The following is a 24,040-nucleotide window of genomic DNA, read 5'->3' on the forward strand; positions in this document are numbered from 1 at the left end:
TATGGATATAGATCTGCTCCTGACGCTGGATGCCCTGCTCAGGGAGCAGAATATCACCCATGCGGCCGCGCGGCTGGGCATCAGCCAGCCGGCAATGTCTGCCCGCCTTGCGCGCCTGCGTCTCCTGTTCGGTGAGCCGCTGTTTGTCCCTTCCCCACACGGACGTGGGGTGTTACCTACGCCGCGCGCCGAGGCGTTAAGGCCGCAGGTCACGACGGTTTTACAGGGCATTTCGTCAATGCTTGAACCCACCACGTTCAACGCGCAAAACAGCAACCGCACCTTTGTGATTGCCCTGCATGAGAACCCGGCGCTGATGCTCGGGGCGGAGTTGCAGAATCAGATTAGCGCTGCGGCACCGGGCATCCGCCTGCGTTTTGCGCTCCCCGAAACCCAGCTGCTGGCGGCGCAGATGGAAAATGGCGAGGTGGATATTTATGTCGGCATTAACGCGGGCGCGCACGATGCATGGGTCAGACGAAAACTGTTTGACGATGAATATGCCACCGCCCAGCGTAAAGGCCATCCGCGCGGTACGGGGCCGATGGATCTGAAAAGCTATTGCGCCCTTTCCCACCTGGTGGTTTCGTCCGAGGGGGACCCTTTCTCAGGCTTTGTCGATCGGCATCTGGCGGGGCTTGGCCACCAGCGTAACGTGGTGATGTCGACGCAAAGCTACGCGATGGCGCCTGCGATTGTTGGCGGTACCGATTTGCTCTGCACCCTACCCAGACGCATGCTGCAACGCTTCGCGCAAACGCTGGATATTTTTCCGCCGCCGCTGGATCTCCCGCCGATCGTTATTGGTATGTACTGGCACCCGAAAAACGGTCAGGACCCGGCTAACCGCTGGCTGCGGGAACAGCTTCTTCAGGCCGCCGGGCGTCAGATATGATCGAGAATGTTCATCAATTTTTTCAGAACCTCAGAGCGAACCACCCGATGGCAAACCAGCGTCAGCTCACTCTCCCGGAGTCGGTCAAGAATATCCACAAAGACCACGTTTTGTACGCGTATTGCCTTCGCTGAGGCTGGCAGCATGGCGATGCCAAACCCCGCGGCGACAAGGCTTATCACCGTGGGGACATCGGTGGCATTTTGCACGACGTTAGGCTGTATACCCGCGCTATGGCAGGCATCATAAAAGTATTGCTCCAGTCCCATACCCTGCGGATCGCGCAGGGTAATCCACTTTTCCTCCTTCACAGACGAAAGCGTCAGCGCGGAAGATCCCGCCAGGCTATGGTGATGCGGTAACGCCAGCACGACTTTTTCCGTGGTGAAAGGACGGCTTTGCAGATCGTCAGGCAGCAGCGGTAGCGGCGCACGGATGATGGCCACATCCAGTTGGTTACTTTGCACGCCGGTGTAAAGGGTTTGCACGTTCCCCGTCATCATAGAAAGGGTGATGGCCGGCCATTTCTCATGAAGTAGCCGCAGCGCGGCGGGCAGTTTGCTGTCGAATATCGCGCTTGAAACACATCCGAGATTCAGCACGCCCTGCTCGCCCCTGGCCGTTTGCCTGGCGTCCAGAATCGCCTGATCGGTCATAAATATCGCGATTCTGGCTTTATGGAGAAACGCCTCTCCGGCTGGCGTCAGCGTTAAGCGACGATTCGCCCGGCTGAACAGCGTGACCCCCAGGCGATCTTCAAGGGTTTTAATCTGCTGGCTCAGCGCGGGCTGCGCCATGTTCAGGCGCTCTGCCGCCCGGTGCATGTGGAGCTCTTCGGCCACCACAATAAAATTGCGCATCAGTCGAAACTGCAAATCGTGCCTCCGTCATTGATACTAATTTTCTTATCAAAATAGCATAAATGATGCAATTGATAGCAATGTTCGTCCGGTTAAGAATGGAAGCATTCAACCAAGGAGGTAAATATGGAAAACTACATTAACGATCTCAGAAGTGCCATCGAACTGCTCCAGCCCCACGAAGGCCAGTACATTGAAACTGACCATCCGGTCGATCCGAATGCAGAGCTGGCGGGCGTTTACCGGCACATCGGCGCTGGCGGCACGGTCAAACGTCCGACGCGCATCGGCCCGGCTATGATGTTCAATAACGTGAAGGGTTATCCGGATTCCCGCATCCTGGTGGGCATGCACGCCAGCCGCGAACGGGCGGCGCTGCTGTTGGGGTGCGAGCCCTCTGAACTGGCAAAACACGTCGGCCAGGCGGTGAAAAACCCGGTTGCGCCCATTGTCGTTCCGGCGGCACAGGCGCCGTGCCAGGAACAGGTGTTTTACGCCGACGATCCGAACTTCGATCTGCGTAAGCTGCTTCCGGCCCCGACCAATACGCCGATAGATGCCGGCCCGTTCTTCTGCCTGGGGCTGGTGCTGGCGAGCGATCCGGAAGACGCGTCGCTGACCGACGTCACCATTCACCGTCTCTGCGTTCAGGAGCGCGACGAGCTCTCCATGTTCCTTGCCGCGGGCCGTCACATCGAAGTGTTCCGTAAGAAAGCCGAAGAGGCGGGAAAACCGCTGCCGGTCACCATCAACATGGGTCTTGATCCGGCTATCTACATTGGCGCTTGCTTCGAAGCGCCGACCACGCCCTTCGGCTATAACGAGCTGGGCGTCGCCGGTGCCCTGCGTCAACGCCCGGTTGAACTGGTGCAGGGCGTGGCCGTAAATGAAAAAGCGATTGCGCGTGCGGAAATTATCATTGAAGGCGAACTGCTGCCGGGCGTGCGCGTCGAAGAAGATCAGCATACCCATACCGGGCATGCGATGCCGGAATTCCCCGGCTACTGCGGGGAGGCGAACCCTTCGCTGCCGGTGATCAAGGTGAAGGCCGTCACGATGCGCCATCAGGCGATCCTGCAAACGCTGGTCGGTCCAGGCGAAGAGCACACCACGCTTGCCGGTTTACCCACCGAGGCCAGCATCCGCAATGCGGTGGAAGAAGCCATCCCCGGTTTCCTGCAAAACGTTTACGCGCATACCGCTGGGGGCGGCAAATTCCTCGGCATCTTGCAGGTGAAAAAACGCCAGCCCTCTGACGAAGGGCGTCAGGGTCAGGCGGCTCTTATCGCGCTAGCCACCTATTCCGAGCTGAAAAACATTATTCTCGTCGATGAAGACGTGGATATCTTCGACAGCGACGACATTTTGTGGGCGATGACCACCCGCATGCAGGGCGACGTCAGCATCACCCATTTGCCGGGGCTCCGCGGTCATCAGCTCGATCCTTCGCAGTCGCCGGACTACAGCCCCTCCATTCGTGGAAACGGGATAACCTGCAAGACGATTTTTGACTGTACGGTACCCTGGGCGCTGAAGTCTCGCTTTGAGCGCGCGCCGTTTATGGAAGTAGACCCAACGCCGTGGGCGCCTGAACTGTTTAAAAAATAGTAATCCCCTCTTCTTCACCCTCTCAAGGGTGAAGAACCTCACGCTGAAATTGCCGCGTCCCCTGCTTTCTTGTAACCTTTGAGCGTTTATCACATCCCCATAAAAATTGAGACTACCGGACGCCTATGACTGCACATACTTCCAACGATCCTTTGCATGGCGTAACGCTCGAAATGCAGGTTAACGCGCTGGTTGCGCGATATGGCTGGAATGAACTGGGCAACCGAATCAAAATCAACTGTTTTCGCAAGGACCCGAGTGTTAAATCGAGTCTGAAATTTCTGCGCCGTACCCCATGGGCGCGGGCGGAAGTCGAAGCCCTTTACCTCGAATCCCTTCACGATGACGGTCCCGGGGAACAGGACGAACCGGCCTTTAATCCCTGGACGGAAAGCCGGACACCCAGGAGCTAAAACGCAAATGATGCGACACGTAAAACGGACCGGCGCGCTGCTTGGCTGCGCGCTTTTACTGGTAAGTTGCACCTCCAAACCACCCAAATCACTCGTTACCCCGCTGCCGCAGGCGAAACCAGTACAGCAGACCAACGAACCCATGCGCGGGATCTGGCTGGCGACCGTCTCCCGTCTCGACTGGCCACCCGTTTCCTCGGTGAATGGCCGCAGCGCGGACCAGCGTATCGCCCAGCAGCAGCGGGCGCTGACGGACAAGCTCGATAAGCTGAAAACCCTGGGGATCAATACCGTCTTCTTTCAGGTAAAACCGGACAGCACGGCGCTGTGGTCCTCTAAAATCCTGCCGTGGTCGGATACCCTGACGGGGACTATCGGGGAAGATCCCGGTTACGATCCGCTCCAGTTTATGCTGGATGAAGCGCACAGGCGCGGCATGAAGGTTCACGCCTGGTTTAACCCGTACCGCGTTTCCACCAATACGAAGCCGTCGACCATTGCCGCGTTAAACCGGACCTCGTCGCTTCATCCCTCCAGCGTGTACGTTCAACATCCGGAGTGGATCCGCACCTCGGGGGATCGTTTTGTTCTCGACCCGGGCATTCCCGAGGTGCGGGACTGGATAACCCAGGTGGTGATGGAAGTGGTGAATCGCTACCCTGTCGACGGCGTTCAGTTCGATGACTATTTTTATACCGAAACGCCGGGTTCAGCCCTGAATGATGCCTGGACCTTCAGGCGCTACGGCGAGGGATTTGCGTCAAAAGCCGACTGGCGGCGGCATAATACCCAGGAGCTGATTGTGCAGGTCTCCCGGGCGATTAAGCAGGCTAAACCTGAGGTAGAGTTTGGCGTAAGCCCGGCGGGCGTCTGGCGCAACCGCTCCTTCGACCCGGCAGGTTCGGACACGCGCGGTGCCGCAGCCTACGATGAATCCTACGCTGACACGCGCAAGTGGGTACAGCAGGGGTTACTGGATTACATAGCGCCGCAGATTTACTGGCCCTTCGCCCGCGACGCAGCACGTTACGATGTGCTGACAAAATGGTGGGCTGACGTGGTGAAACCGACCCATACCCGCCTGTATATCGGGATCGCGTTCTACAAGGTGGGCGCGCCTTCCAGAAATGAACCGGACTGGACGGTGAACGGCGGCGTGCCGGAGCTGAAAAAACAGCTCGATCTCAACGATTCCCTGCCTGACGTAAAGGGCACTATCCTGTTCCGCGAAGATTATCTTAACCAGCCCCAGACGCAGGACGCGGTGAATTACCTGCGGGGACGCTGGGGTAGCTGATGAAGAAAAGGCAGAAACGCCCTGTTTCTGCCTTTCTTTTAGGGCTTCGGCCCGAACATCGCCTCAAGCTGTTTCGCGTCGGGCATGCCCACGACCTGTTGCAGTTCGTTTTGTTCATTCAGGTAATAAATCGCCGGCGTGGCATTCGCGCCGAGGCTGTCCATTAACGTCTGATGATTTTGCAGGATCTCAACGGTTTCCCGGGAGGCCGCGCCTTCCGGTTTCGGCAGCTTTTTGCCGCCGGAGAGCTCGTACTCTTTCCAGGCCGAGACCGGATCTTTCGCGTTCAGGATCGCCGAAGCATTACGCCCGCTGTTCGGGTTGAGGAACGCGACCAGCAGCGTGTTGAGCTGGACTTTCCCGGCCTTCACCCACGGCTGCGCTTCTGCCCAGAACTGTTTGCAGTACGGGCAGAACGGGTCGGCAAAGACAAAAACTTTCTTCGGCGCAGTTTCCGCGCCCTCTTTTAGCGGATGCGCCGCATTGAGCTTCTTCCACATCTCGCGGCCCATCGGGGCGTATATTTCCTTCTGGAAATAGGCTTCGCTGAGGTTTGTTCCCTTATCATCATACAGATAGCCAGACACCACGTGCTTTCCGTCAGGGGTCAGAAAGAGCGTCACGCCCATGTCCTGATACTGCCCCAGCCACGCAGGCGCGCCGCCGGGGGCATCAATTTTCTTTATGATTTTGATGTCCTGCTGTTCGCTGAAGTGCTTCACCACATCCGGAAGCGTCTCCTCTGCCCTGACCAGCCCTGAAGCCAGCAGAGCAGAAAGTAACAGCACCTTTTTCTTTGCAAACCGTTGAAGCATAACGACCTCTCTAAGATAGAGTTTTAGAGTGGTCGAAGATGCGTGCCCTGTCAACGCTTGCTCGTTACGCCGTCCTGGGCAGACTGAAACTTGAAATACTCTGCGACAGCTGCTGCGCCTGCTCCTCCAGCGAGGCTGCCGCAGCGGCGGACTGCTGCACCAGCGCCGCGTTCTGCTGGGTTACGCCGTCCATCTCGGTTACGGCCTGCCCAACCTGACCAATTCCGCGGCTCTGCTCTTCCGAGGCAACCGAAATCTGCTCCATCAGCGCATTCACTTTATTCACAGAGCTGATAATAGAATGAATCACCTCTCCCGAGCGGTTCACCAGCTCCGCCCCGTTTTTCACGCTGGAAACAGACTGGGCGATAAGGCTTTCGATATCCTTCGCCGCCACCGCGCTTTTCTGCGCCAGCGTGCGGACTTCACTCGCCACGACGGCAAATCCCCGTCCCTGCGTACCGGCACGCGCCGCTTCAACGGCCGCGTTCAGCGCCAGAATGTTGGTCTGGAAAGCAATGCTGTTGATGACGCTGGTGATGTCTTCAATGCGCTTCGAATTGGACGCGATGGTATTCATCGTCTCGATGACTTCACGGGTTACCGCTTCGCCGGTACGGGCATTTTTCACGGCATCCTGCACCAGCTTACCGGCCTGGAAAACGTTATCGGTGTTATTCGCCACCGTCGCGCTCAGCTCTTCCATGCTGGCCGCCGTCTGGGTCAGGGCGGAGGCCTGCTGCTCGGTACGCGAGGCCAGGTCGATATTACCGGAGGCAATTTCCTGCGCCGCGTGGGTTACGGTATGGCTGGCATCGCGCACCTGAGAAAGCGTGGAGAGGAGCGCCTGACGCATCTGCTCCATTGAGCCCATCAGGCGATCGATTTCATTCCCGGAATCATCCTTGACGGGTACCGGTACATCCAGCTTCCCTGCCGCAATATGGCTACAGTGCTCACGCGCCAGGTCAACCGGCGCAAAGACAAGGCGTTTCATCAGCAGGCTGACGGCAAGGATCACCACCACGAACAGCGCGGCAATGCTGGCGATAATGACCAGCCCCGACACGAAATTACGGCTCGCATCCTCGTTCAGCGTTTTCGCGTACTTCTGGTGAACGGAAAGCACCTGATCGAGCACAATTTCATATTGGCGATCGAGCTGGGACACCACGGGGATGAGGGTATTGAAGCGTGACACATCGCGAGCGGCAGCCGCGGCGATCAGCGGCGCCAACCCCTGGTTACGGTAGTTTTGCCACGCCACCTGGTAGTCATTGACCAGTGGGGCTTCATCCTGCAAACGCGGCGAGGCCATAAACGCCGAAAAGGCACGGTCGGCTTTGGTCAGCGCCTCCTTCACCGAGGCCAGTTTTGCGGACGAAACGGCTGCGTCCCCCGCTTCCACCATTTTCACATACTCCATGACCCTGACGCGCAGGGTTCGGCTGTGGTTAATGGGGTCAATAATCGACAGAACCACCTGAATTTCTTTGTTCACGTTATCCAGCGAATTATTACTTTTGATGATGAGCCCAACGCTGGTGATGGTGCTGGCCACAAAGAAGAAAAGCAGGGAAAACAGGATAATCAGTGATGATTTTTTCAACGACATAACAACAAACCTCAGGAATATAGTTTCCCTTTGGTTATCGGCGAAAACAGATCTTTAATTAATTAAAGTTATGGGCGTATTCGCGAGTTGCTCATCTTTTATTCGGCTGACCGGTAACGACGTTGCAGGGTTGCATCCAGCTTGCGCTGGATCGGCTCCGGCGTCTCCCCCTCAATCAGTTTGCCAATCAGATCAAAGCAGTGCCAGGCGAGCTGTCGGTTATCCTGACGAACGGTATCGACGGGAATAGACAGAGAGTCATAGAGATAGTGATCGTCGAAGCTGGCCAGACGGATATCGCTTTGCAGCAGGTTATGTTGCCCCATGTAGCGCAACACCCCTTCCAGCAGGCCACAGGCGGCGGTAAAAAGGGCTTTTGGCGGGCGGCCCAGGCGCGCGCAAAGCTCGGCAAACATTTCGTAGCCGGAGCTCGGATGGTAATTACCATGAATGATCCACTCCGGACGTAACTCGACGCTGGCGTCGCGCAGCCCCTGCTTAAAACCTTCAAGACGGTCACGGGTTGGGGAAAGCCTCGGCTGCCCGCCGAGGAAGTAGAACTCGTCCGGATGCTGGCGCGCAATCTCGGCCACCAGCCTGGCGGTTGGGGTAATCGAATCGGTGATGACCAGCGGCAGGGAGCTGTCGTTCATATGACGGTCAAAGAGCACAACGGGCAGCTGTTCGCTCAGCTTTTGATAGTCCGCGTCGTTGAGCATGCTGGAGGCGACAATAAGCCCGTCCACCTGGCGGGCCACCATGTTGTTGACCACCACCGTCTCCTGGCCCGGATTTTCATCGCTACAGGAGATCAGCAGTTGAACGCCCGCCTCGCGGCAGAGGGTCTCAAGCTCGTGCGAAAAAACGGCAAAACCGTAGTTGGTGATTTCGGGCACCACCAGTCCAATGGTGTGGCTGCGGTTATCCCGCAGCGAACGGGCGTGAATACTGGGCTGATAATGCTGTTCTTTGGCAATCGCCAGCACGCGCTCCCGCGTCTCTTCCGCCACGCGAAGCTCTTTGCTGCGGCCGTTCAGAACCAGGCTGGCGGTGGCTTTTGATACCCCCGCCAGCTCCGCGATATCTTTGATGGTGACGCGTTTTGTTTTTCTCACAACGACTTAGATCCGGCTGCCAAAACGCCTATTCTATCATGCAGGTGCGCAGCGACCAGTAGCGTAATGTGATGTCGGACGCACCTTCGACGCGCACCCGTGCCGGATGGTCAGGAAAATAGCGGCTGCTCATCACGCCTTCACCGTGATTAATGAAAATTTCGACGCTGGAACGGTCGCATAGCACGCGCAAATGATTAACGTCACCCTTCCAGTAGCGGGTCATCGTTTCTCCGGTTTCCAGACTGGCGCGCGCCAGACGTAAACCCTCATCATCCATAACCAGCCGCAACGCACCGGCAAAGTTCACCTTCACGTGCGAAGCGCTTAGCTCGAACTCAAGGCGCGTCCCGTCCAGGTCCGGCGCATCGTCGGCACGCCCCTGCCAGTGGTGTTCATCCTCGCGCAGCGCTTCCAGCTCACGCACCGGCGTTTGCCAGAGCTTACCGTCGCGGTAGCGCAGCTCGCGTGGACAGGTCATCTGGTGGATCCAGCCGTGCGCGCGGGTGGGCTGAAGCATCTCCTCGCCGTCCGGCACGCCCATCCAGCCGATGAGAATGCGGCGGCCATCCTCTGCTACTGCGGTTTGTGGCGCATAAAACTCAAACCCAGCGTCAAGCTCGTGCAGTTCGCCATGCGCAAAGGCAGACGTTTGATAATCAAATGCCCCGCTCATCCAGACGGCCGGATAGGTATTGAGATAGCGATGCGGCTCGCGCGCCAGCCCCTGCGGGCAGCAGATCAGCACGTGCGTGCCGTCGAGCGCAAAGAGATCCGGGCACTCCCACATATAGCCTGCGTCCGCCAGCCCGTTGACGCCGTGACCGGCGATTTCACCGCAGGAGACCCAGGCGTGCAAATCGGCTGATTTAAACAGCAGCACCTTGCCGCGCTTATGCCGATCCTGCGCCCCGAGCACCATGTACCACTGCCCGTCATGGCGCCACATTTTCGGATCCCGAACGTGCCCGGTATACCCTTCCGGCAGGGGCAACACCGGCCCCAGCTTGGCAAAAGTGCCATCGTCGTTTTGCACCGCCAGACACTGCCAGGCGGTGCGGCCCCCATCGTCAAACTTTACGTTGCCGGTATAGCACAGGGTCAGCACGCCGTTGTTATCCACGGCGCTGCCGGAGTAACAGCCGTTGCGGTCGTACTCTTCGTCGGGCATCAGCGCCATGGGCTCGTGCCGCCAGTGCACCAGATCCGCTGAACTCCAGTGTCCCCAGCACTTATAGCGATGATCGCTGTCCAGCGGGTTCCACTGATAGAACAGGTGGTAACGTCCGGCAAACCAGATAAAGCCGTTCGGATCGTTCATCAGCCCCGTCACGGGTGCGGGATGCCACTGCGGATAATGGCTGTCTGCCAGCGCGCGCGGCTGGCCTTGCATCACGGCCTGCAACACGGCAGGCCAGCGGGAAGGTAACGTCATTATTCAGAGTCCGTTTTATATTTCAGCAGCAGAGAGACGGTGAACGCCACGCCAAAGGCTATCACCATACCGATGATATAGTTGAGCAGCGAGCTGGCCTGGACAATCGCCATCCCGGGCAGCGCCGTCAGCCCAACGGCGGTCATGTAGACATGCACCGATACCACCCAGGCACCGCCCGCCGCGCCACCGATCAGCGCCGCGATAAACGGCTTCACGAAGCGCAGGTTAATACCAAAAATCGCCGCTTCGGTGATGCCCAGCATCGCAGAAAACGCCGACGGTAAGGTAATGGCCTTGATTTTGGCATCGCGGGTTTTGAACCACACCGCCAGACACGCCCCGCCCTGGGCCACGTTCGCCATCGCCCAGATCGGCAGCAGGAAGTTAACGCCGATTGACGGATTACCCAGCAGCCCGGCCTCAATGGCGTGGAAGCTATGGTGGATACCGGTAATGACAATCACCGAATAAAGCCCACCGAACAGCAGCCCGGCCAGCCAGCCTGCGTGGGCAATGAGGGTGCTGAGAATGAAGGAGATCCCGTCGCCCAGCGCGCGCCCCGCCGGGCCAATAATCAACAGCGCAATAAAGCCGGAGATAATGACGGTCAGGAACGGCGTGAGGATCAGATCTAACGCATCCGGAATCGCCCGGCGCAGCTGTTTTTCCACAATGCTCATAAACCATACCGCTAACAGCACCGGGAAGACGGTTCCCTGATAGCCAATCATGGCGATTTCGAGGCCGAAGAAGTTCATGGTGTGGAAGCCGGACGCCACGCCCCAGGCGTTGGTCAGCGCCGGGTGCGTCAGAATGCCGCCCAGCGTCGCGCCCAGATACGGGTTGCCGCCAAACTCGCGCGCGGCGGTGAAGCCAATCAGGATCGGCAAAATGATAAACGCCGCCGAGCTGCACATATCCAGCATGATATACAGCGCGTTATCCGGGTTGACCCAGCCGTAGGTTTTAACCATCCCGAGCAGGCCCATCAGCAGACCCGAGGCCACAATCGCCGGGATAATCGGCACGAAAATATTAGAGAGCAAGCGCGCGATACGCTGGAACGGGTTCAGCTTGCGGGCCGCAATATCCGCCGCTTCTGATTTACTGGACTCGCTAATTCCTGCCGCCTGAATAAATGCCGCGTAAACCTTATTCACCACGCCCGTGCCGAAGATCACCTGCATCTGCCCGGCATTGCGAAAACAGCCCTTTACGCCTTCAACCTTGCCGATAGCCTGCTGGTCGGCAAGCGCATCGTCGACCAGCACCAGACGAAGGCGCGTGGCGCAGTGCGCCGCGCTGGCAATGTTCTCTTTGCCACCGAGCAGCGGAATAAGCTCGCGAGCAATATGATTAAAATCCATAGATACCTCTTCCTGACCTCTTTTTATGATGTTCGAAACGCCCCCGCGATGCCGGAGCGTGAAGGGTTAAAACCAGGTTTCCATCTGCACCCCAAAGTTCCATTCCCCACCCGCGTTGAAGCCGCTGCTGCCAAAGGCGTCATCGCTGGCGTAGTTATCCAGCCTGCTGCTCCAGTCCATCCAGGTGGCGAACAGGCGCAGCTCCGGACGGCTGAAGAAATCGCCAATCTTGCCCGCCTTTAGCGTCGGGGCGAAGGTCAGCTTGTAGAAGCTGCCGTTAACCGCATTGCGATCCTTGTAGCCTTCCGGATTCAAATCCATGTACTGATAGCTGCCCTCGAACGCGAGGGCGAAATTCTGGGTCACCTCTTTGATCAGACGCGTGTTGAGCGTGACCCACTCATAGCTGTCGCCCTTCACGTAGCGGTCCTTACTGCTTTGCGCCAGCACGGCGGGCGCTATATGCCAGCCACCGCCCAGCGGCGTGACACCGTAACTTGCGAAGCGCCAGGTATCGGCCTCAGACAGCAGCGCGCCGTCAGAACCGATGCTTTTCACCTCGGCACCCAGACCGTGGCCGTAAAGCAGCGCCGTTTTGGCGGAACCTTCCCGCAGGCCGTAGAAGCTCTCGTTATGCAAACCAACCAGCGCATGCACCCCGTTGTTCGCCGCGTCGGTTTTAATCGGATCGCCGTTGCTGTCCTTACGGTCGTCATTATCTTTTGCCCGCAGGCCGCTGACCATCAGCTGCACCGGCCCGGCGAAGTGATTCATGCTGAGGATATAGTTCTGAACGTTATTGTCGATCTCCTCTTCGCTGCCGAAGTTACGGCCATAAAGGGAAAAGTTACTGCGCAGCGTATCGTTCCATTTCACGTCATAGACGCCGCCGCCGGTCCCGGCGAGGAATACCACGTCGGAATCCAGCCAGTGAATGTCGAAGTTGTCGCGATCAAAACGCTTGCCCGCCCAGAAGGTGCTGCCCTTCAGCGCGCCGGTGAAGTCCGGCAGATTGCCCAGTTCGGCAAAGGCCTGACGGACGTTCAGGTCGCTGCTGTCTGCTGACCAGTCGTTATAGGTTTTCTGTCCGTCGGCCAGCATCGCCTTGAAGCGCGTCGTCGCGCCGTTATCCAGCGTCTGCTTGTGCTCAACGTTCAGCTCCACGTAGGTATCCGCTTCGTTCCCCAGACGCCCGATGGCCCCGCCCGTTTCCCCTGCGGGAGTCAGATAGGGACCGCTTTTGCTGCTGGAGGCCGCGTCGTTCATCAGCAGGCCGGAACGGGCATAACCGTGAAACTCAAAGCCGCCGGACCGATCGGCTTTCTCCTCCAGGGCCGTGGTACGCTGCGCCACCGCCTGGGTGGTGGTTTGCGCTTTTTGTTGCGCGGTGACAAGCTGCTGCGTTTTCTCTTCCGCTATCGTGGCGCGCTTTTCAGCGGCCTGCGCGCGGGTTTCTGCCTCCTGCAAGCGTTGCTCCAGCGCCGCCAGACGTGCTTCGATACGCGTCATATCCGTCTGGGCAAAAACAGAGGTACTGCCGGCCAGCATGCCTATCATCACGGCAAGTCTGCGTTTTTTATACATTTTGTCGCATCCCGAAAATATTGGTGAAAGTGCTAAATTGCTAAACCGGTTTAGGCTGATGATACTAAACCGCCAAATTTTGGATCGGCAACTGTTTTTGCTAAACCGTTTTAGTAAGTGTGATCGAGGCGACAATTCAGGCCGCCGACCGGCGGCCCATGAGAGGAGAATTACAGTTCGTGATGGTAAGGCAGCGCGGTCATTGCCCCTTTTGCGGTTGTCGCCAGCGCCCCGCAGCGCTGGGCGAGCGTGATAACGTCTGAGAGGCTGGCTTCGCCATCACGTGCCAGGCCGAACAGCAGCCCGGCGACGAAAGCATCTCCCGCCCCGGTGGTATCAATGCATTCCACGGGTGATGCAGGATAGTGCGTCAATGTGCCTTCCTGCCAGGCGGTCACCCCCGCTTTTCCCTGCGTCACCAGTACCCGTCTGGCCGGACAGGTACGCGTCAGTGCCGCCAGCCCCTCATGCACCTGCGCATTTCCGGTTAAGAACGCCAATTCCTCTACCGAGAGTTTCACCACGTCTGCACAGGCCAATGCCCGCTCAAGACAGTGGCGCAGCTCGGCTTCATCGTGCCAGAGATCGGCGCGAATATTGGGGTCAAAGCTGACGAAACCGCCCGCCTGTCTGACAGCGGCCATCGCCTGAAACGTCGCGGAACGGCTGGGTTCGGCGCTGAGCGCGATGGAACAAACGTGCAGCCACTCTCCGGCGCGAAATGGCGGGAGGTCGCCAGCATCGAGGAATAAATCCGCGCTCGGGCGAACCATAAAGGTAAAGGAACGTTCACCGTCGTTATCGAGATCCACTACCACCGTGGAGGTCCGCTGCTGCGGGTCCAGACGCAGCCATTCTGTATTAACCTGCTCATCCGCAAGCGTTTTTTGCATAAAACGCCCAAACGGATCGTCGCCCACCCGGCCGATAAACGCGCTCCTGCCACCCAGACGCGCAATCCCCACCGCAACGTTGGCCGGCGCGCCGCCCGGACATTGCAGCAGTTTGCCTTCGCCATCGGGCAAAAGATCTACCACCGCATCGCCAAGTACCCAGATCGTCTCCATATCACTCTCTTAGCTAAATAATATTAAACCGGTTTAGCTATTTAAGCACAGGCGTGGTATTGGGGAAATAAGGCGAGGGAAAATTTGCTTAACGCACCCGATGGGGCCAGTGGATATCACCCACGCCATTGAGCTGTGGACGGGCGAACAAAAAGCCCTGAAAGCGGCGAATACCGGCAGACTCAAGCCAGCACCACTCCTCTATCTTCTCAATACCTTCCGCGACCAGGGTAATCTCCAGATCAGTGCAGCAGCTGATTATCGACTTCACAATCGCCTGCTTGGGGCCGCTCAGGTGGATATCGCTGACGATCTCCCTGTCGATTTTAAGCTTGTCCGGCTGGAATCGCGTGAGCAGCGACAGGCCGGCATAGCCGGAACCAAAATCATCTATCGCCAGCCCAACCCCCTCCGCGCGCAGCTGTTTGATGGCACTGTTAAACTGGTTGAAGCCGGAAATCATCTCGTTCTCAGTGACTTCAATGACCACCTGCTCTGGCTGGAGACCGTGCTGTTTGATTTGCGTCACCAGAAACTCAACCGCACCGGGCACGTTAACCAGCGACATCGGCAGGAGATTCACCGCCAGCTTGTGGCTACCAATGCCCAGCTTTTTCGCCAGCGAAAAGGTCCAGGCTTTGGTTTGCAGGTCGACTTCGTAAATCCGTTGGTGATCGAGGCTTCTGAAGAAATGCTCCGGGCTACCGCCGTCGTTTCCGCGTATGAGCGCCTCAAGAGAGCTGATTTTGCCTTCGGACGGCTCGACAATCGGTTGCAGCGCAAACTGGCAGGGCTGGCCCGCAAGCAGTCCTAACCCTTCACCAAACGGCGTGCTTTCCCGCGACAGCGTCCATTTATCAGGCTCATAGTTCGAAGCCCGTGGCGCAGAGATTTTGCCGGTGACAAAGGTCTGGATGAATTTGAAGACCCGATCCTCAGAAGTGAGGTAGCTTTCCAGCTTGCTGTAGTGCAGTACCGAGGCCAGAATCGCCTTCGGGGTCTGAACCTCCAGGTCGAACCGCAGCATCCCCACGTTATCGAACCGTCTGCGCGGACCGTAATCGCGCATCAGCTCCACTACGCCGGTATGCCGGTTATCTTCGCGGATGGTATTAAACAGCGCGACTACGCTCTGTTCCGTTCCCTCAAGAATTTGCAGGACGTCACGGCCACTGGAGAGAAGAATGCCGGATATGCCCTGCTCCGTATTGCGGATCCTGGCCTGTTCAACCAGCTCGCTTAACGCTGCGGAGGTGCAGGTTAAGCTCAGCTGGCTTCGATAAATGAGAGTTGTCAGCACAGAAAGAGGTCCGATAGGGATTTAGGCCAGAGCGGTACTGTTTAACACAGTTCCCCGGCGGGACCTAATCTATTCCGCAGCGGAATTAATTTTCCCCGATGCGGCTGTCAATCCGCGCCTGCATGTAATCGTAGAACGGATTCGACGTCACGCGCATTAGCGCATCTTTGCCGACGCTCAGCACCGATGTTTCTCCCCACAGGGCAATCGTCCCGAGGCTAATGCCATAGTGATTTTTTACCTCAGGATGTCGGCCATACAGATCGTCATTGGGCGGGAACGGAATGGCAACGTGCGACAGGGAATACACCTCTTGCGGATAAGAGACCGACAGCGGCACCACCGTTTCCCGGGTGCTACCCGCTGGCGTTGCCTTTGCCACCATATCGAAGTTGTCGGGGCTGGCATTGGTTACAATCGTGACACTGTAACGTCTTTTTACCACGGGCAGCAGATCGGCCACCGCCGTCCAGGATGAAGGCCTGAACAGCGGACGGAAGCTCCCGGCCTGGTTGATATCAAATACCACCAGTTCGCTGCCGTTATCCGGAAGCCGATCAAACAGCCCGGTAACCACGGCGCGGGTACTGACCGTTGAATCCATAACCGACTGAAACGCCAGAACCGGCGGGAGCTGTGCCAGTTTGTGGTCCTGAACATCGCGATTTAACTGCTCATGCAGCGCCTGGGTAAGCAGCCAGGACTGACGTGCCGCATTCACCGGAAACGAGTTGTATTTGTAAGGGTTGTATTCCGGCACAATGTTGAGCCATGCGGCTTTGGCAAACGCCGGTAACATGGCCGGTAGCCCGGCGAAACCGGCAAAGCGAGCAAACGCCGTGACGCCAATCATCGGTGACAGCAAAACAATCTGCTGGGGTTTACGCAGTGCCGGCGCATCAAGGGCGTCGAGGGCATATTTCATCGCCAGCGCCCCGCCGTTGGAGTAGCCCACCAGATGCAGCGGGAGATCGCTCCCCGTCAGACGCGTCGCTTCACGAACCGCAAGGCGCGTCGCCGCGAGCCACGCTTCCCACTCGACGTTTGTCAGCGCGCCCGGCGCCGTGCCGTGTCCGGGCAAACGAGGAACAACGGCCACAAAGCCGTGCTTTTGATAATTGAGAGCCAAATGCCTGACGCTGTAGGGCGAATCCGTCAGACCGTGAAGCAGCACCACCGCCCCGCGCGGCTTTCCGGCAGGCATCAGCACAAACGACCGGTTCGCATCCGGAGAAAACTGTCCTGGCCACACCAGGCTCTGGCGATAATAGCGGTTTAACGGCGTGCGCTCCGCTGCGGTGGCTTTCGCCGTCACCTCAGCGTCGAGATCGGTGAAGATGGCGTTTTCACGGGCGACATAGGCCGCGAAGCTCGCGTTATCCATCTCCTGCACGGACATCTCGTCAGCGCGCCAGGTGTGCCAGTGATGCAGGGCCGGTCCCTGCTGGGACAGATAAACCCGCACCGCGAGCAGGACGAGCACAATGATCCCGATAACCATCGCCAGTTTTTTTGCGAGAGCCATCAGGCGCACGCTGACCCGCCAGGGCAAATTCGCCATGTGAGGCTCCCTCTCTTGTCCACAGATCCTTCATCTTACCAAAAAATGTGAAGAGACTGACGTATTCACCAAATAGATATCTCTCGGGTCGGACACTGCACCAAAAGTGAACTACGCTGCACAAATGTTGATCATCTGTTAAACAAATATTGCATTAACTTAACTGCACAGCGCGTTTTCGCCGCAATGTGAACATGGCACGCGTCCTGCATTGTTAATGCGGTAACAGAAATCCGGCCAATGACAGCCAGTTAACAGCGAGGCGGTATGACGACCAAACCTGAGGTGTTAAGCCGTATCGAAGCGACCTTCAGTCAGCTCACCCCGAGCGAAAAGCGGGTGGCAAGCTGGATGCTGGCGCACGTCGGGCAGATCCCGTTCGAAACGGCAGAAAGCGTGGCGCTGGCCACGGCCACCAGCGGGATCACCGTCGGGCGTTTTCTGCGCAAGCTGGGCTATCGCAACCTGGACGATGCCAAAAAAAGCCTGCGCGATCCCCATCAGCCCTGGGGCATTAACGAGCGCCTCGACTCCTGGAAGCAGCAGCAGCCGCTGTCGGATCGCGTTCAGCACTCCCTGTCGCTGGAGGTGGAGGCCATTGCCCATGTCTACCAGCTGGCGCAAAGCGAAACGTTCAGGCAGGTAGTCCATCAACTTGCTCATGCCGATGCCGTCTTCGTGCTGGGGATCCAGTCCACGCGCGGGATCGCCAATGCCTTCTTCAGCCACCTGGAGTACCTGCGTCCGCGCGTGAGCTATTCCGAAGGGCTCTCCGGCAGCTGGGTGGAGTCGCTTAACTCCGGGTTTGCGCACCCCTATATCGTGCTGACCGATACCCGCGCCTACTCCGCCATTGCCCGCCAGTACTGTCGCGTGGCGAGTGAAAAAGGGCTGTCGATGGCGCTGATCACCGATATCTGGTGCCCGTGGGCGCGGGATTACCCAATTGATTTACTCCAGGTGAAGACCGATACCGGCCATTTCTGGGATTCGCTGGCGCCGGTGAGCTGTCTGTTCAACCTGCTGCTGTCGGGTGTGGTGGAGGCGCTGGGGGATGCGCTGCCGGAGCGTCTGGCAGTCAACCGACAATTACAACAAGAGTTTGGTCAATTTGAACGCTAAAGGAGCGGAGCTATGCCTGAAGAGAGTCAACTGATTGATGTGGCGAAAACCTTTCCAACGCTGCATATCGATCTGAAATACGCCACTGCCGATAACATTACCGGACGCCCAATCTACCAGCACGCCGCGTGTCTGCTGCATACGGACGCCGCCACCGCACTGGCAAAAGCGATCGGCATTGCCACGCTGGCCGGTCTGAAACTGGTGGTCTACGACGCCTATCGTCCACAGCAGGCGCAGGCGCAACTCTGGGATGCCTGCCCCAATCCGCAATATGTGGTGGACGTCGCGATTGGCTCCAACCACAGCCGGGGCACCGCCATTGACGTCACGCTGATGGATGAACACGACAACGTGCTGGATATGGGGGCCGCGTTTGACGAAATGCACGACCGCTCTCATGCCTGGCACCCTTCCGTTCCGCCCGCGGCACAGCGTAATCGTCTGCTCCTGAACGCCGTGATGTCCGGCGGCGGTTTTGTCGGCATCAGCAGCGAATGGTGGCATTTCGAGCTGCCGAACGCCGCAAGCTACCCGCTGCTGGACGACCAGTTCGCCTGTTATTCGACCACACCCTCACTGTAATTCTGGAGCCCGGCCATGAAAACAACGCTGCTTACTACCCTGATTGCCGCTACGCTCGCCCTCAGCGCCCCGCTCGCGCTGGCGGCAGTGCCAAAAGATATGCTGGTAATAGGTAAAGCTGCCGATCCGCAAACGCTGGATCCGGCGGTGACTATCGATAACAACGACTGGACGGTGACCTACCCCTCGTACCAGCGTCTGGTGAAATACAAGCCTGGCACCACGGAGGTGGAAGGCGATCTGTCGACGGGCTGGAAGGCGTCAGACGATCAGAAAGAATGGACGTTTACCCTGGCGGACAATGCAAAATTCTCCGACGGCACGCCGGTGACCGCCGAAGCGGTTAAGCTGTCGTTTGAACGCCTGCTGAAAATTAACCAGGGGCCATCCGAAGCGTTCCCGAAAGATTTGAAAGTGGACGCGGTGGATGAACATACGGTGAAATTCACCCTCAGCCAGCCGTTTGCCCCGTTCCTCTACACGCTGGCGAATGACGGCGCGTCGATCGTCAACCCGGCGGTGCTGAAGGCCAATGCCGCCGACGATGCGCGGGGTTTCCTGGCGCAAAACACCGCAGGTTCCGGGCCATTTATGCTGAAAAGCTGGCGCAAAGGTCAACAGCTGATAATGGTGCCCAACCCGCACTGGCCGGGCGAAAAGCCGCACTTTAAGCGCGTCTCGGTGAAGATTATCGGTGAAAGCGCCTCGCGTCGCCTGCAACTTTCCCGTGGCGATCTGGATATCGCCGACGCCCTGCCGGTGGATCAGCTTGCCGCCCTGAAGCAGGAAGGCAAAGTGGCCGTGGCGGAATACCCATCCCTTCGGGTGACCTATCTCTATCTGAACAACAGTAAAGCCCCGATGAATCAGGTGGATTTGCGCCGCGCGGTCTCCTGGGCGACCGATTATCAGGGAATGGTGAAAGGCATTATCAGCGGGAACGGCAAGCAGATGCGCGGCCCGATCCCGGAGGGCATGTGGGGCTTCGATGCAAACGCCATGCAGTACAGCTTTGACGAGGCCAAAGCCAAAGCGGCGCTGGAAAAAGTCAACGATAAACCCGCCAGCCTGACGTTCCTCTACTCCGATAACGACCCGAACTGGGAGCCTATCGCCCTCTCCACCCAGGCGAGCCTGAACAAGCTCGGGATTAACGTCAAGCTGGAGAAACTGGCGAACGCCACCATGCGCGACCGCGTCGGCAAAGGTGATTATGACATCGCGATTGGTAACTGGAGCCCGGACTTCGCCGATCCGTACATGTTCATGAACTACTGGTTCGAATCGGACAAAAAAGGGCTGCCGGGCAACCGCTCATTCTATGAGAACAAAGAGGTCGATGCGCTGTTGCAGGCGGCACTGAAAACCACCGATCAGGCGGAACGCACCAAAGACTATCAGCAGGCGCAGAAAGTGGTGATTGACGAGGCGGCTTACGTTTATCTGTTCCAGAAGAACTACCAGCTGGCGATGAACAAAGAGGTCAAAGGCTTCACCTTTAATCCGATGCTGGAGCAGGTCTTTAACATCGCCACCATGAGTAAGTAACGGTCCATGCCGGGGGAAAGTGTATGACGTTCTGGAGCATCGTGCGCCAGCGCTGCTGGGGGTTAATCCTCGTCGTGGCCGGTGTCTGTATTATTACCTTTATTATTTCACACCTGATCCCCGGCGATCCGGCCCGCCTGCTGGCCGGTGACCGCGCGAGCGATGAAATTGTGCAGGGCATCCGCCAGCAGCTGGGCCTGGACCAGCCGCTTTATATTCAGTTTGGCCGCTATGTTGAGGCGCTGGCGCACGGTGATTTGGGCACGTCCATTCGCACCGGTCGTCCCGTTGCGGAAGATTTGAAAGCCTTTTTCCCCGCCACGCTGGAACTGGCCTTCTGCTCCCTGCTGCTGGCGCTGGTGATTGGCGTACCGCTGGGAATTTTATCGGCGGTGTACCGTAACCGCTGGCTGGATCACCTGGTGCGGCTGATGGCGATGACGGGCATCTCGACCCCTGCCTTCTGGCTGGGTCTGGGGGTCATCGTGCTGTTCTATGGGCAGCTGCAAATTCTGCCCGGCGGCGGCAGGCTGGACGACTGGCTCGATCCCCCTGCCCACGTGACCGGCTTTTATCTGCTTGACGCCCTGCTGGAAGGCAACGGTGAAGTGTTCTTCAACGCGCTTCAGCACCTGATTTTGCCGTCCCTGACCCTGGCCTTTGTGCATCTGGGAATTGTGGCGCGTCAGGTGCGCTCCGCCATGCTGGAGCAGCTGAGCGAGGATTATATTCGTACCGCTCGGGCGAGCGGGCTCCCGGGCTGGTACATCGTGCTGCGCTATGCCTTACCCAACGCCATGATCCCCTCCATTACTGTGCTCGGGCTGGCGCTGGGCGATCTGCTGTACGGGGCCGTCCTCACCGAAACCGTGTTTGCCTGGCCGGGAATGGGCGCCTGGGTCGTGACCTCCATTCAGGCGCTGGACTTCCCTGCCGTCATGGGCTTCGCGGTCGTGGTGTCGCTGGCCTACGTCTTCGTCAATCTGGTGGTAGATCTGCTGTATCTGTGGATCGACCCGCGAATCGGGCGCGGAGGTGCCGAATGATGTTAACTCAGGAAACGCCTGTCCCTGTCAGCACCGCTAAACAGCGCATCCAGTGGGCGAGGCTGTTCTGGATGCTACGCAAAAGCCCGCTCACGCTGATCGGCGGGGTCATTATGATCCTGATGCTGCTGATGATGGTGGTTTCGCCGTGGATAGTGCCGCACGATCCGAACGCGCTGGATCTCACCGCGCGTTTGCAGGCGCCGTCATTCCAGCACTGGTTCGGCACCGATGAGGTGGGCCGGGATCTGTTCAGCCGGGTGCTGGTGGGCAGCCAGCAGTCCATCACGGCGGGGCTGGCGGTGGTGGTGATTGCGGGCGGCATCGGTTCGCTGCTCGGCTGCTTGTCCGGCGTACTCGGTGGGCGCGGCGACGCCATCATCATGCGCATCATGGACATTATGCTCTCAATCCCCTCGCTGGTGCTGACCATGGCGCTGGCAGCTGCGCTCGGCCCAAGCCTGTTTAACGCGATGCTGGCGATTGCGATTGTCCGCATTCCGTTTTACGTACGGCTGGCCCGTGGTCAGACGCTGGTCGTGCGCCAGTTTACCTATGTGCAGGCCGCCCGTACCTTTGGCGCATCGCGCTGGCACCTGATTCGCTGGCATATCCTGCGTAACGCCCTGCCGCCGCTGATCGTTCAGGCGTCGCTGGATATCGGCAGCGCTATTCTGATGGCCGCCACGCTGGGCTTTATTGGGTTAGGTGCGCAGCAGCCCACCGCCGAATGGGGCGCGATGGTGGCCGTCGGACGTAACTACGTGCTTGACCAGTGGTGGTACTGCGCGTTTCCCGGGGCAGCCATTTTGATTACGGCGGTCGGGTTTAATCTGTTTGGCGATGGTCTTCGCGACCTGCTGGATCCCAAATCAGGAGGGAAGCAGTCATGAGTGATTCTGTATTATCGATTGAAGATTTACACCTGAGCTTCCCCATTTTTCGCGGCGATGTACATGCGCTCAACCACGTTTCGCTGGAGATTGGCCGGGGTGAAATTGTTGGCGTAGTGGGCGAATCCGGCTCGGGAAAATCGGTCACCGCGATGCTGGCGATGCGCCTGCTGCCGGAAGGCAGTTACCATGTTCACCACGGGCGGGTCACGCTGCTCGGGGAAGATGTACTGAACGCATCGGAAAAACAGCTTCGCCAGTGGCGCGGCGCAAAGGTGGCGATGATTTTTCAGGAGCCGATGACGGCGCTCAACCCCACGCGGCGGATCGGCAGGCAGATGGTGGAGGTGATCCGCCAGCATCAGCCGTTTTCACGGCGTGAAGCGCAGCAAAAAGCGATCTCCCTGCTTGGCGAGATGCAGATTCCGGACGCGGCACAGGTGATGGATCGCTATCCGTTTGAGCTTTCCGGCGGCATGCGCCAGCGAGTGATGATCGCCCTTGCCTTCTCCTGCGAGCCGGAGCTGATCATCGCCGATGAACCCACCACCGCGCTGGATGTGACCGTCCAGCTCCAGGTGCTGCGGCTGTTGAAACATAAAGCGCGCGCCAGCGGAACGTCGGTGCTGTTTATCAGTCACGATATGGCGGTAGTGTCGCAGCTTTGTGACCGGGTGTACGTCATGTACGCGGGCAGCGTGATCGAAAGCGGCAGCACGCAGACCTTGATTCACCATCCTGTGCATCCCTATTCGATTGGCCTGCTGCGGTGCGCGCCGGAAAATGGCGAACCGCGTGAGATCCTCCCGGCCATTCCCGGCACGGTGCCTAATCTCAGCCACCTGCCGCGCGGATGTGCCTTTCGCGAGCGCTGTTTTGCGGCCGGTGCGAAATGCGGTGAAACGCCGCGCTTACACTCCACGGGCGCAGAAGGCCAGCAGGCAGCCTGCTGGTATCCGCAACAGGAGACACGCCATGTCTGAGGTATTGCTGGAACTGGACGACGTGCACGTGAATTTTCCCGCGCGCAAAAACTGGCTGGGGCGCGTGACGGAACAGGTGCACGCTCTGAACGGCATGGATCTCAAGATCCATCGCGGCGAAACGCTGGGCATTGTGGGGGAATCCGGCTGTGGAAAGAGTACGCTGGCGCAGCTGCTGATGGGCATGCTCAAACCGAGCACCGGCGCCTGTCAGCGCGCGAACGCGGCGGGCGGTATGCAGATGGTGTTTCAGGATCCGCTCTCATCCCTCGATCCGCGTTTACCCGTCTGGCGCATCATCACCGAGCCGGTGTGGATACAGCAACGCCGCAGCGAGCGGGAGCGTCGTCAGCTGGCCGAAACCCTGGCGCAGCAGGTGGGCATTCGTGCTGAATATCTTGACCGTCTGCCGCATGCGTTTTCGGGCGGACAGCGTCAGCGAATCGCCATTGCCCGGGCGCTCTCCTCGGATCCGGACATCATCGTGCTGGATGAACCCACCAGCGCGCTGGATATTTCCGTCCAGGCGCAGATCCTCAATTTGCTGGTTGCCCTGCAACAGCAGCGAAATCTCACCTACGTGCTGATCTCGCACAACGTCTCGGTGGTCCGGCACATGAGCGATCGCGTGGCGGTGATGTATCTGGGGCAGATTGTTGAGCTGGGCACGGCAGAACAGGTGCTGGGCCAGCCGCGTCATCCGTATACACAGCTGCTGCTTGACTCCGTTCCCCGCACCGGCCAGCCGCTTGACGACGCGCTGGCGCTGCGAAAAACCGATCTGCCCGGCAACCGGCACCTGCCGGTGGGATGCTATTTCCGAGACCGTTGCCCACTGGCGACGCAGGGATGTGAACAGCCGCAACAACTTCAATCCTCTTCCGGGAGCCAAAGCGTGCGCTGCTGGCGTAACCGTTAAAAAATAAGC

At 58.5% G+C, this 24,040-nt stretch carries 21 protein-coding genes; 11 read left to right on the plus strand and 10 right to left on the minus strand.

The window, feature by feature from the left end; genetic code table 11:
- The first annotated feature begins 1 nt into the window (after position 1).
- Positions 2-895: a LysR family transcriptional regulator gene (locus N5C09_RS00895; RefSeq protein ID WP_279748249.1), complete on the plus strand. Its 894-nt coding sequence runs from the start codon at positions 2-4 to the stop codon at positions 893-895.
- Here the strand turns inward: N5C09_RS00895 and N5C09_RS00900 are convergent.
- Entirely contained in the window at positions 886-1,770 is an 885-nt protein-coding gene (locus N5C09_RS00900; RefSeq protein ID WP_279748250.1) for a LysR substrate-binding domain-containing protein, read from the minus strand. The genes N5C09_RS00895 and N5C09_RS00900 overlap by 10 nt on opposite strands.
- A 111-nt stretch (positions 1,771-1,881) precedes the next feature.
- On the opposite strand from N5C09_RS00900, the gene N5C09_RS00905 reads away from it, so the two are divergent.
- The 3 genes from N5C09_RS00905 to N5C09_RS00915 all read left to right on the plus strand — a co-directional run bounded on the left by N5C09_RS00905 (position 1,882) and on the right by N5C09_RS00915 (position 5,073).
- Positions 1,882-3,363, plus strand: coding sequence for a UbiD family decarboxylase (locus tag N5C09_RS00905; RefSeq protein WP_279748251.1), 1,482 nt, complete (start codon positions 1,882-1,884; stop codon positions 3,361-3,363).
- Positions 3,364-3,488: 125 nt separating this feature from the next.
- On the plus strand, positions 3,489-3,776 hold the full coding sequence (locus tag N5C09_RS00910) for a VF530 family protein (RefSeq protein ID WP_063451283.1): 288 nt from the start codon (positions 3,489-3,491) through the stop codon (positions 3,774-3,776).
- A gap of 7 nt (positions 3,777-3,783) precedes the next feature.
- Positions 3,784-5,073, plus strand: a complete 1,290-nt coding sequence (locus N5C09_RS00915; protein ID WP_063866685.1) for a glycoside hydrolase family 10 protein — start codon at positions 3,784-3,786, stop codon at positions 5,071-5,073.
- Between the two features lie 38 nt (positions 5,074-5,111).
- Here N5C09_RS00915 and dsbG read toward each other — a convergent pair whose 3' ends face one another.
- The 9 genes from dsbG to N5C09_RS00960 all read right to left on the minus strand — a co-directional run bounded on the left by dsbG (position 5,112) and on the right by N5C09_RS00960 (position 16,935).
- On the minus strand, positions 5,112-5,888 hold the full coding sequence (gene dsbG / locus N5C09_RS00920; protein WP_102751162.1) for a thiol:disulfide interchange protein DsbG: 777 nt from the start codon (positions 5,886-5,888) through the stop codon (positions 5,112-5,114).
- 64 nt (positions 5,889-5,952) lie between these two features.
- On the minus strand, positions 5,953-7,503 hold the full coding sequence (locus N5C09_RS00925) for a methyl-accepting chemotaxis protein (RefSeq protein ID WP_279748252.1): 1,551 nt from the start codon (positions 7,501-7,503) through the stop codon (positions 5,953-5,955).
- Positions 7,504-7,601: 98 nt separating this feature from the next.
- The gene (locus N5C09_RS00930) at positions 7,602-8,618 is read right to left on the minus strand and encodes a LacI family DNA-binding transcriptional regulator (RefSeq protein ID WP_279748253.1); all 1,017 of its coding nucleotides are present in this window, start codon (positions 8,616-8,618) and stop codon (positions 7,602-7,604) included.
- Positions 8,619-8,646: 28 nt separating this feature from the next.
- Positions 8,647-10,053: a sucrose-6-phosphate hydrolase gene (locus N5C09_RS00935; protein ID WP_279748254.1), complete on the minus strand. Its 1,407-nt coding sequence runs from the start codon at positions 10,051-10,053 to the stop codon at positions 8,647-8,649.
- The gene (locus tag N5C09_RS00940) at positions 10,053-11,423 is read right to left on the minus strand and encodes a sucrose-specific PTS transporter subunit IIBC (RefSeq protein ID WP_003857085.1); all 1,371 of its coding nucleotides are present in this window, start codon (positions 11,421-11,423) and stop codon (positions 10,053-10,055) included. Before N5C09_RS00940 ends, N5C09_RS00935 begins: the two co-directional genes overlap by 1 nt.
- Positions 11,424-11,489: 66 nt before the next feature.
- Positions 11,490-13,007 carry a carbohydrate porin gene (locus N5C09_RS00945; RefSeq protein ID WP_193527388.1) on the minus strand — a complete coding sequence of 506 codons (1,518 nt, stop codon included), beginning with the start codon at positions 13,005-13,007 and terminating at the stop codon, positions 11,490-11,492.
- Between the two features lie 170 nt (positions 13,008-13,177).
- Positions 13,178-14,074, minus strand: a complete 897-nt coding sequence (locus N5C09_RS00950) for an aminoimidazole riboside kinase (RefSeq protein WP_063451276.1) — start codon at positions 14,072-14,074, stop codon at positions 13,178-13,180.
- 88 nt (positions 14,075-14,162) lie between these two features.
- Positions 14,163-15,374 (minus strand): diguanylate phosphodiesterase, encoded by a 1,212-nt coding sequence (locus N5C09_RS00955; RefSeq protein ID WP_279748255.1) that lies wholly within the window; start codon positions 15,372-15,374, stop codon positions 14,163-14,165.
- An 85-nt stretch (positions 15,375-15,459) separates the two neighbouring features.
- A complete protein-coding gene (locus N5C09_RS00960; RefSeq protein ID WP_279748256.1) occupies positions 15,460-16,935 on the minus strand; it encodes an alpha/beta hydrolase in 1,476 nt (491 codons plus the stop codon).
- A 267-nt stretch (positions 16,936-17,202) separates the two neighbouring features.
- Between N5C09_RS00960 and N5C09_RS00965 the strand changes: the two genes are divergently transcribed.
- The 7 genes from N5C09_RS00965 to N5C09_RS00995 are packed head-to-tail and all read left to right on the plus strand — an operon-like array spanning position 17,203 to position 24,031.
- Entirely contained in the window at positions 17,203-18,057 is an 855-nt protein-coding gene (locus tag N5C09_RS00965; protein ID WP_203464727.1) for a MurR/RpiR family transcriptional regulator, read from the plus strand.
- Positions 18,058-18,069: 12 nt separating this feature from the next.
- Positions 18,070-18,642, plus strand: coding sequence for a D-alanyl-D-alanine dipeptidase (gene ddpX, locus N5C09_RS00970; RefSeq protein ID WP_063866677.1), 573 nt, complete (start codon positions 18,070-18,072; stop codon positions 18,640-18,642).
- Positions 18,643-18,657: 15 nt separating this feature from the next.
- The gene (locus N5C09_RS00975; protein WP_279748257.1) at positions 18,658-20,190 is read left to right on the plus strand and encodes an ABC transporter substrate-binding protein; all 1,533 of its coding nucleotides are present in this window, start codon (positions 18,658-18,660) and stop codon (positions 20,188-20,190) included.
- A 23-nt stretch (positions 20,191-20,213) separates the two neighbouring features.
- The gene (locus N5C09_RS00980; RefSeq protein WP_003857077.1) at positions 20,214-21,236 is read left to right on the plus strand and encodes an ABC transporter permease; all 1,023 of its coding nucleotides are present in this window, start codon (positions 20,214-20,216) and stop codon (positions 21,234-21,236) included.
- Positions 21,233-22,129, plus strand: coding sequence for a D,D-dipeptide ABC transporter permease (gene ddpC / locus N5C09_RS00985; RefSeq protein WP_279748258.1), 897 nt, complete (start codon positions 21,233-21,235; stop codon positions 22,127-22,129). Before N5C09_RS00980 ends, ddpC begins: the two co-directional genes overlap by 4 nt.
- Positions 22,126-23,112, plus strand: a complete 987-nt coding sequence (locus N5C09_RS00990) for an ABC transporter ATP-binding protein (RefSeq protein WP_279748259.1) — start codon at positions 22,126-22,128, stop codon at positions 23,110-23,112. The genes ddpC and N5C09_RS00990 overlap by 4 nt, the downstream gene beginning before the upstream one ends.
- Positions 23,105-24,031, plus strand: coding sequence for an ABC transporter ATP-binding protein (locus N5C09_RS00995; protein WP_279748260.1), 927 nt, complete (start codon positions 23,105-23,107; stop codon positions 24,029-24,031). Before N5C09_RS00990 ends, N5C09_RS00995 begins: the two co-directional genes overlap by 8 nt.
- Positions 24,032-24,040: the final 9 nt, after the last annotated feature.

Origin of the sequence: Enterobacter sp. GD03975 (assembly GCF_029838645.1) — a bacterium.
Lineage (GTDB): Bacteria > Pseudomonadota > Gammaproteobacteria > Enterobacterales > Enterobacteriaceae > Enterobacter > Enterobacter quasihormaechei.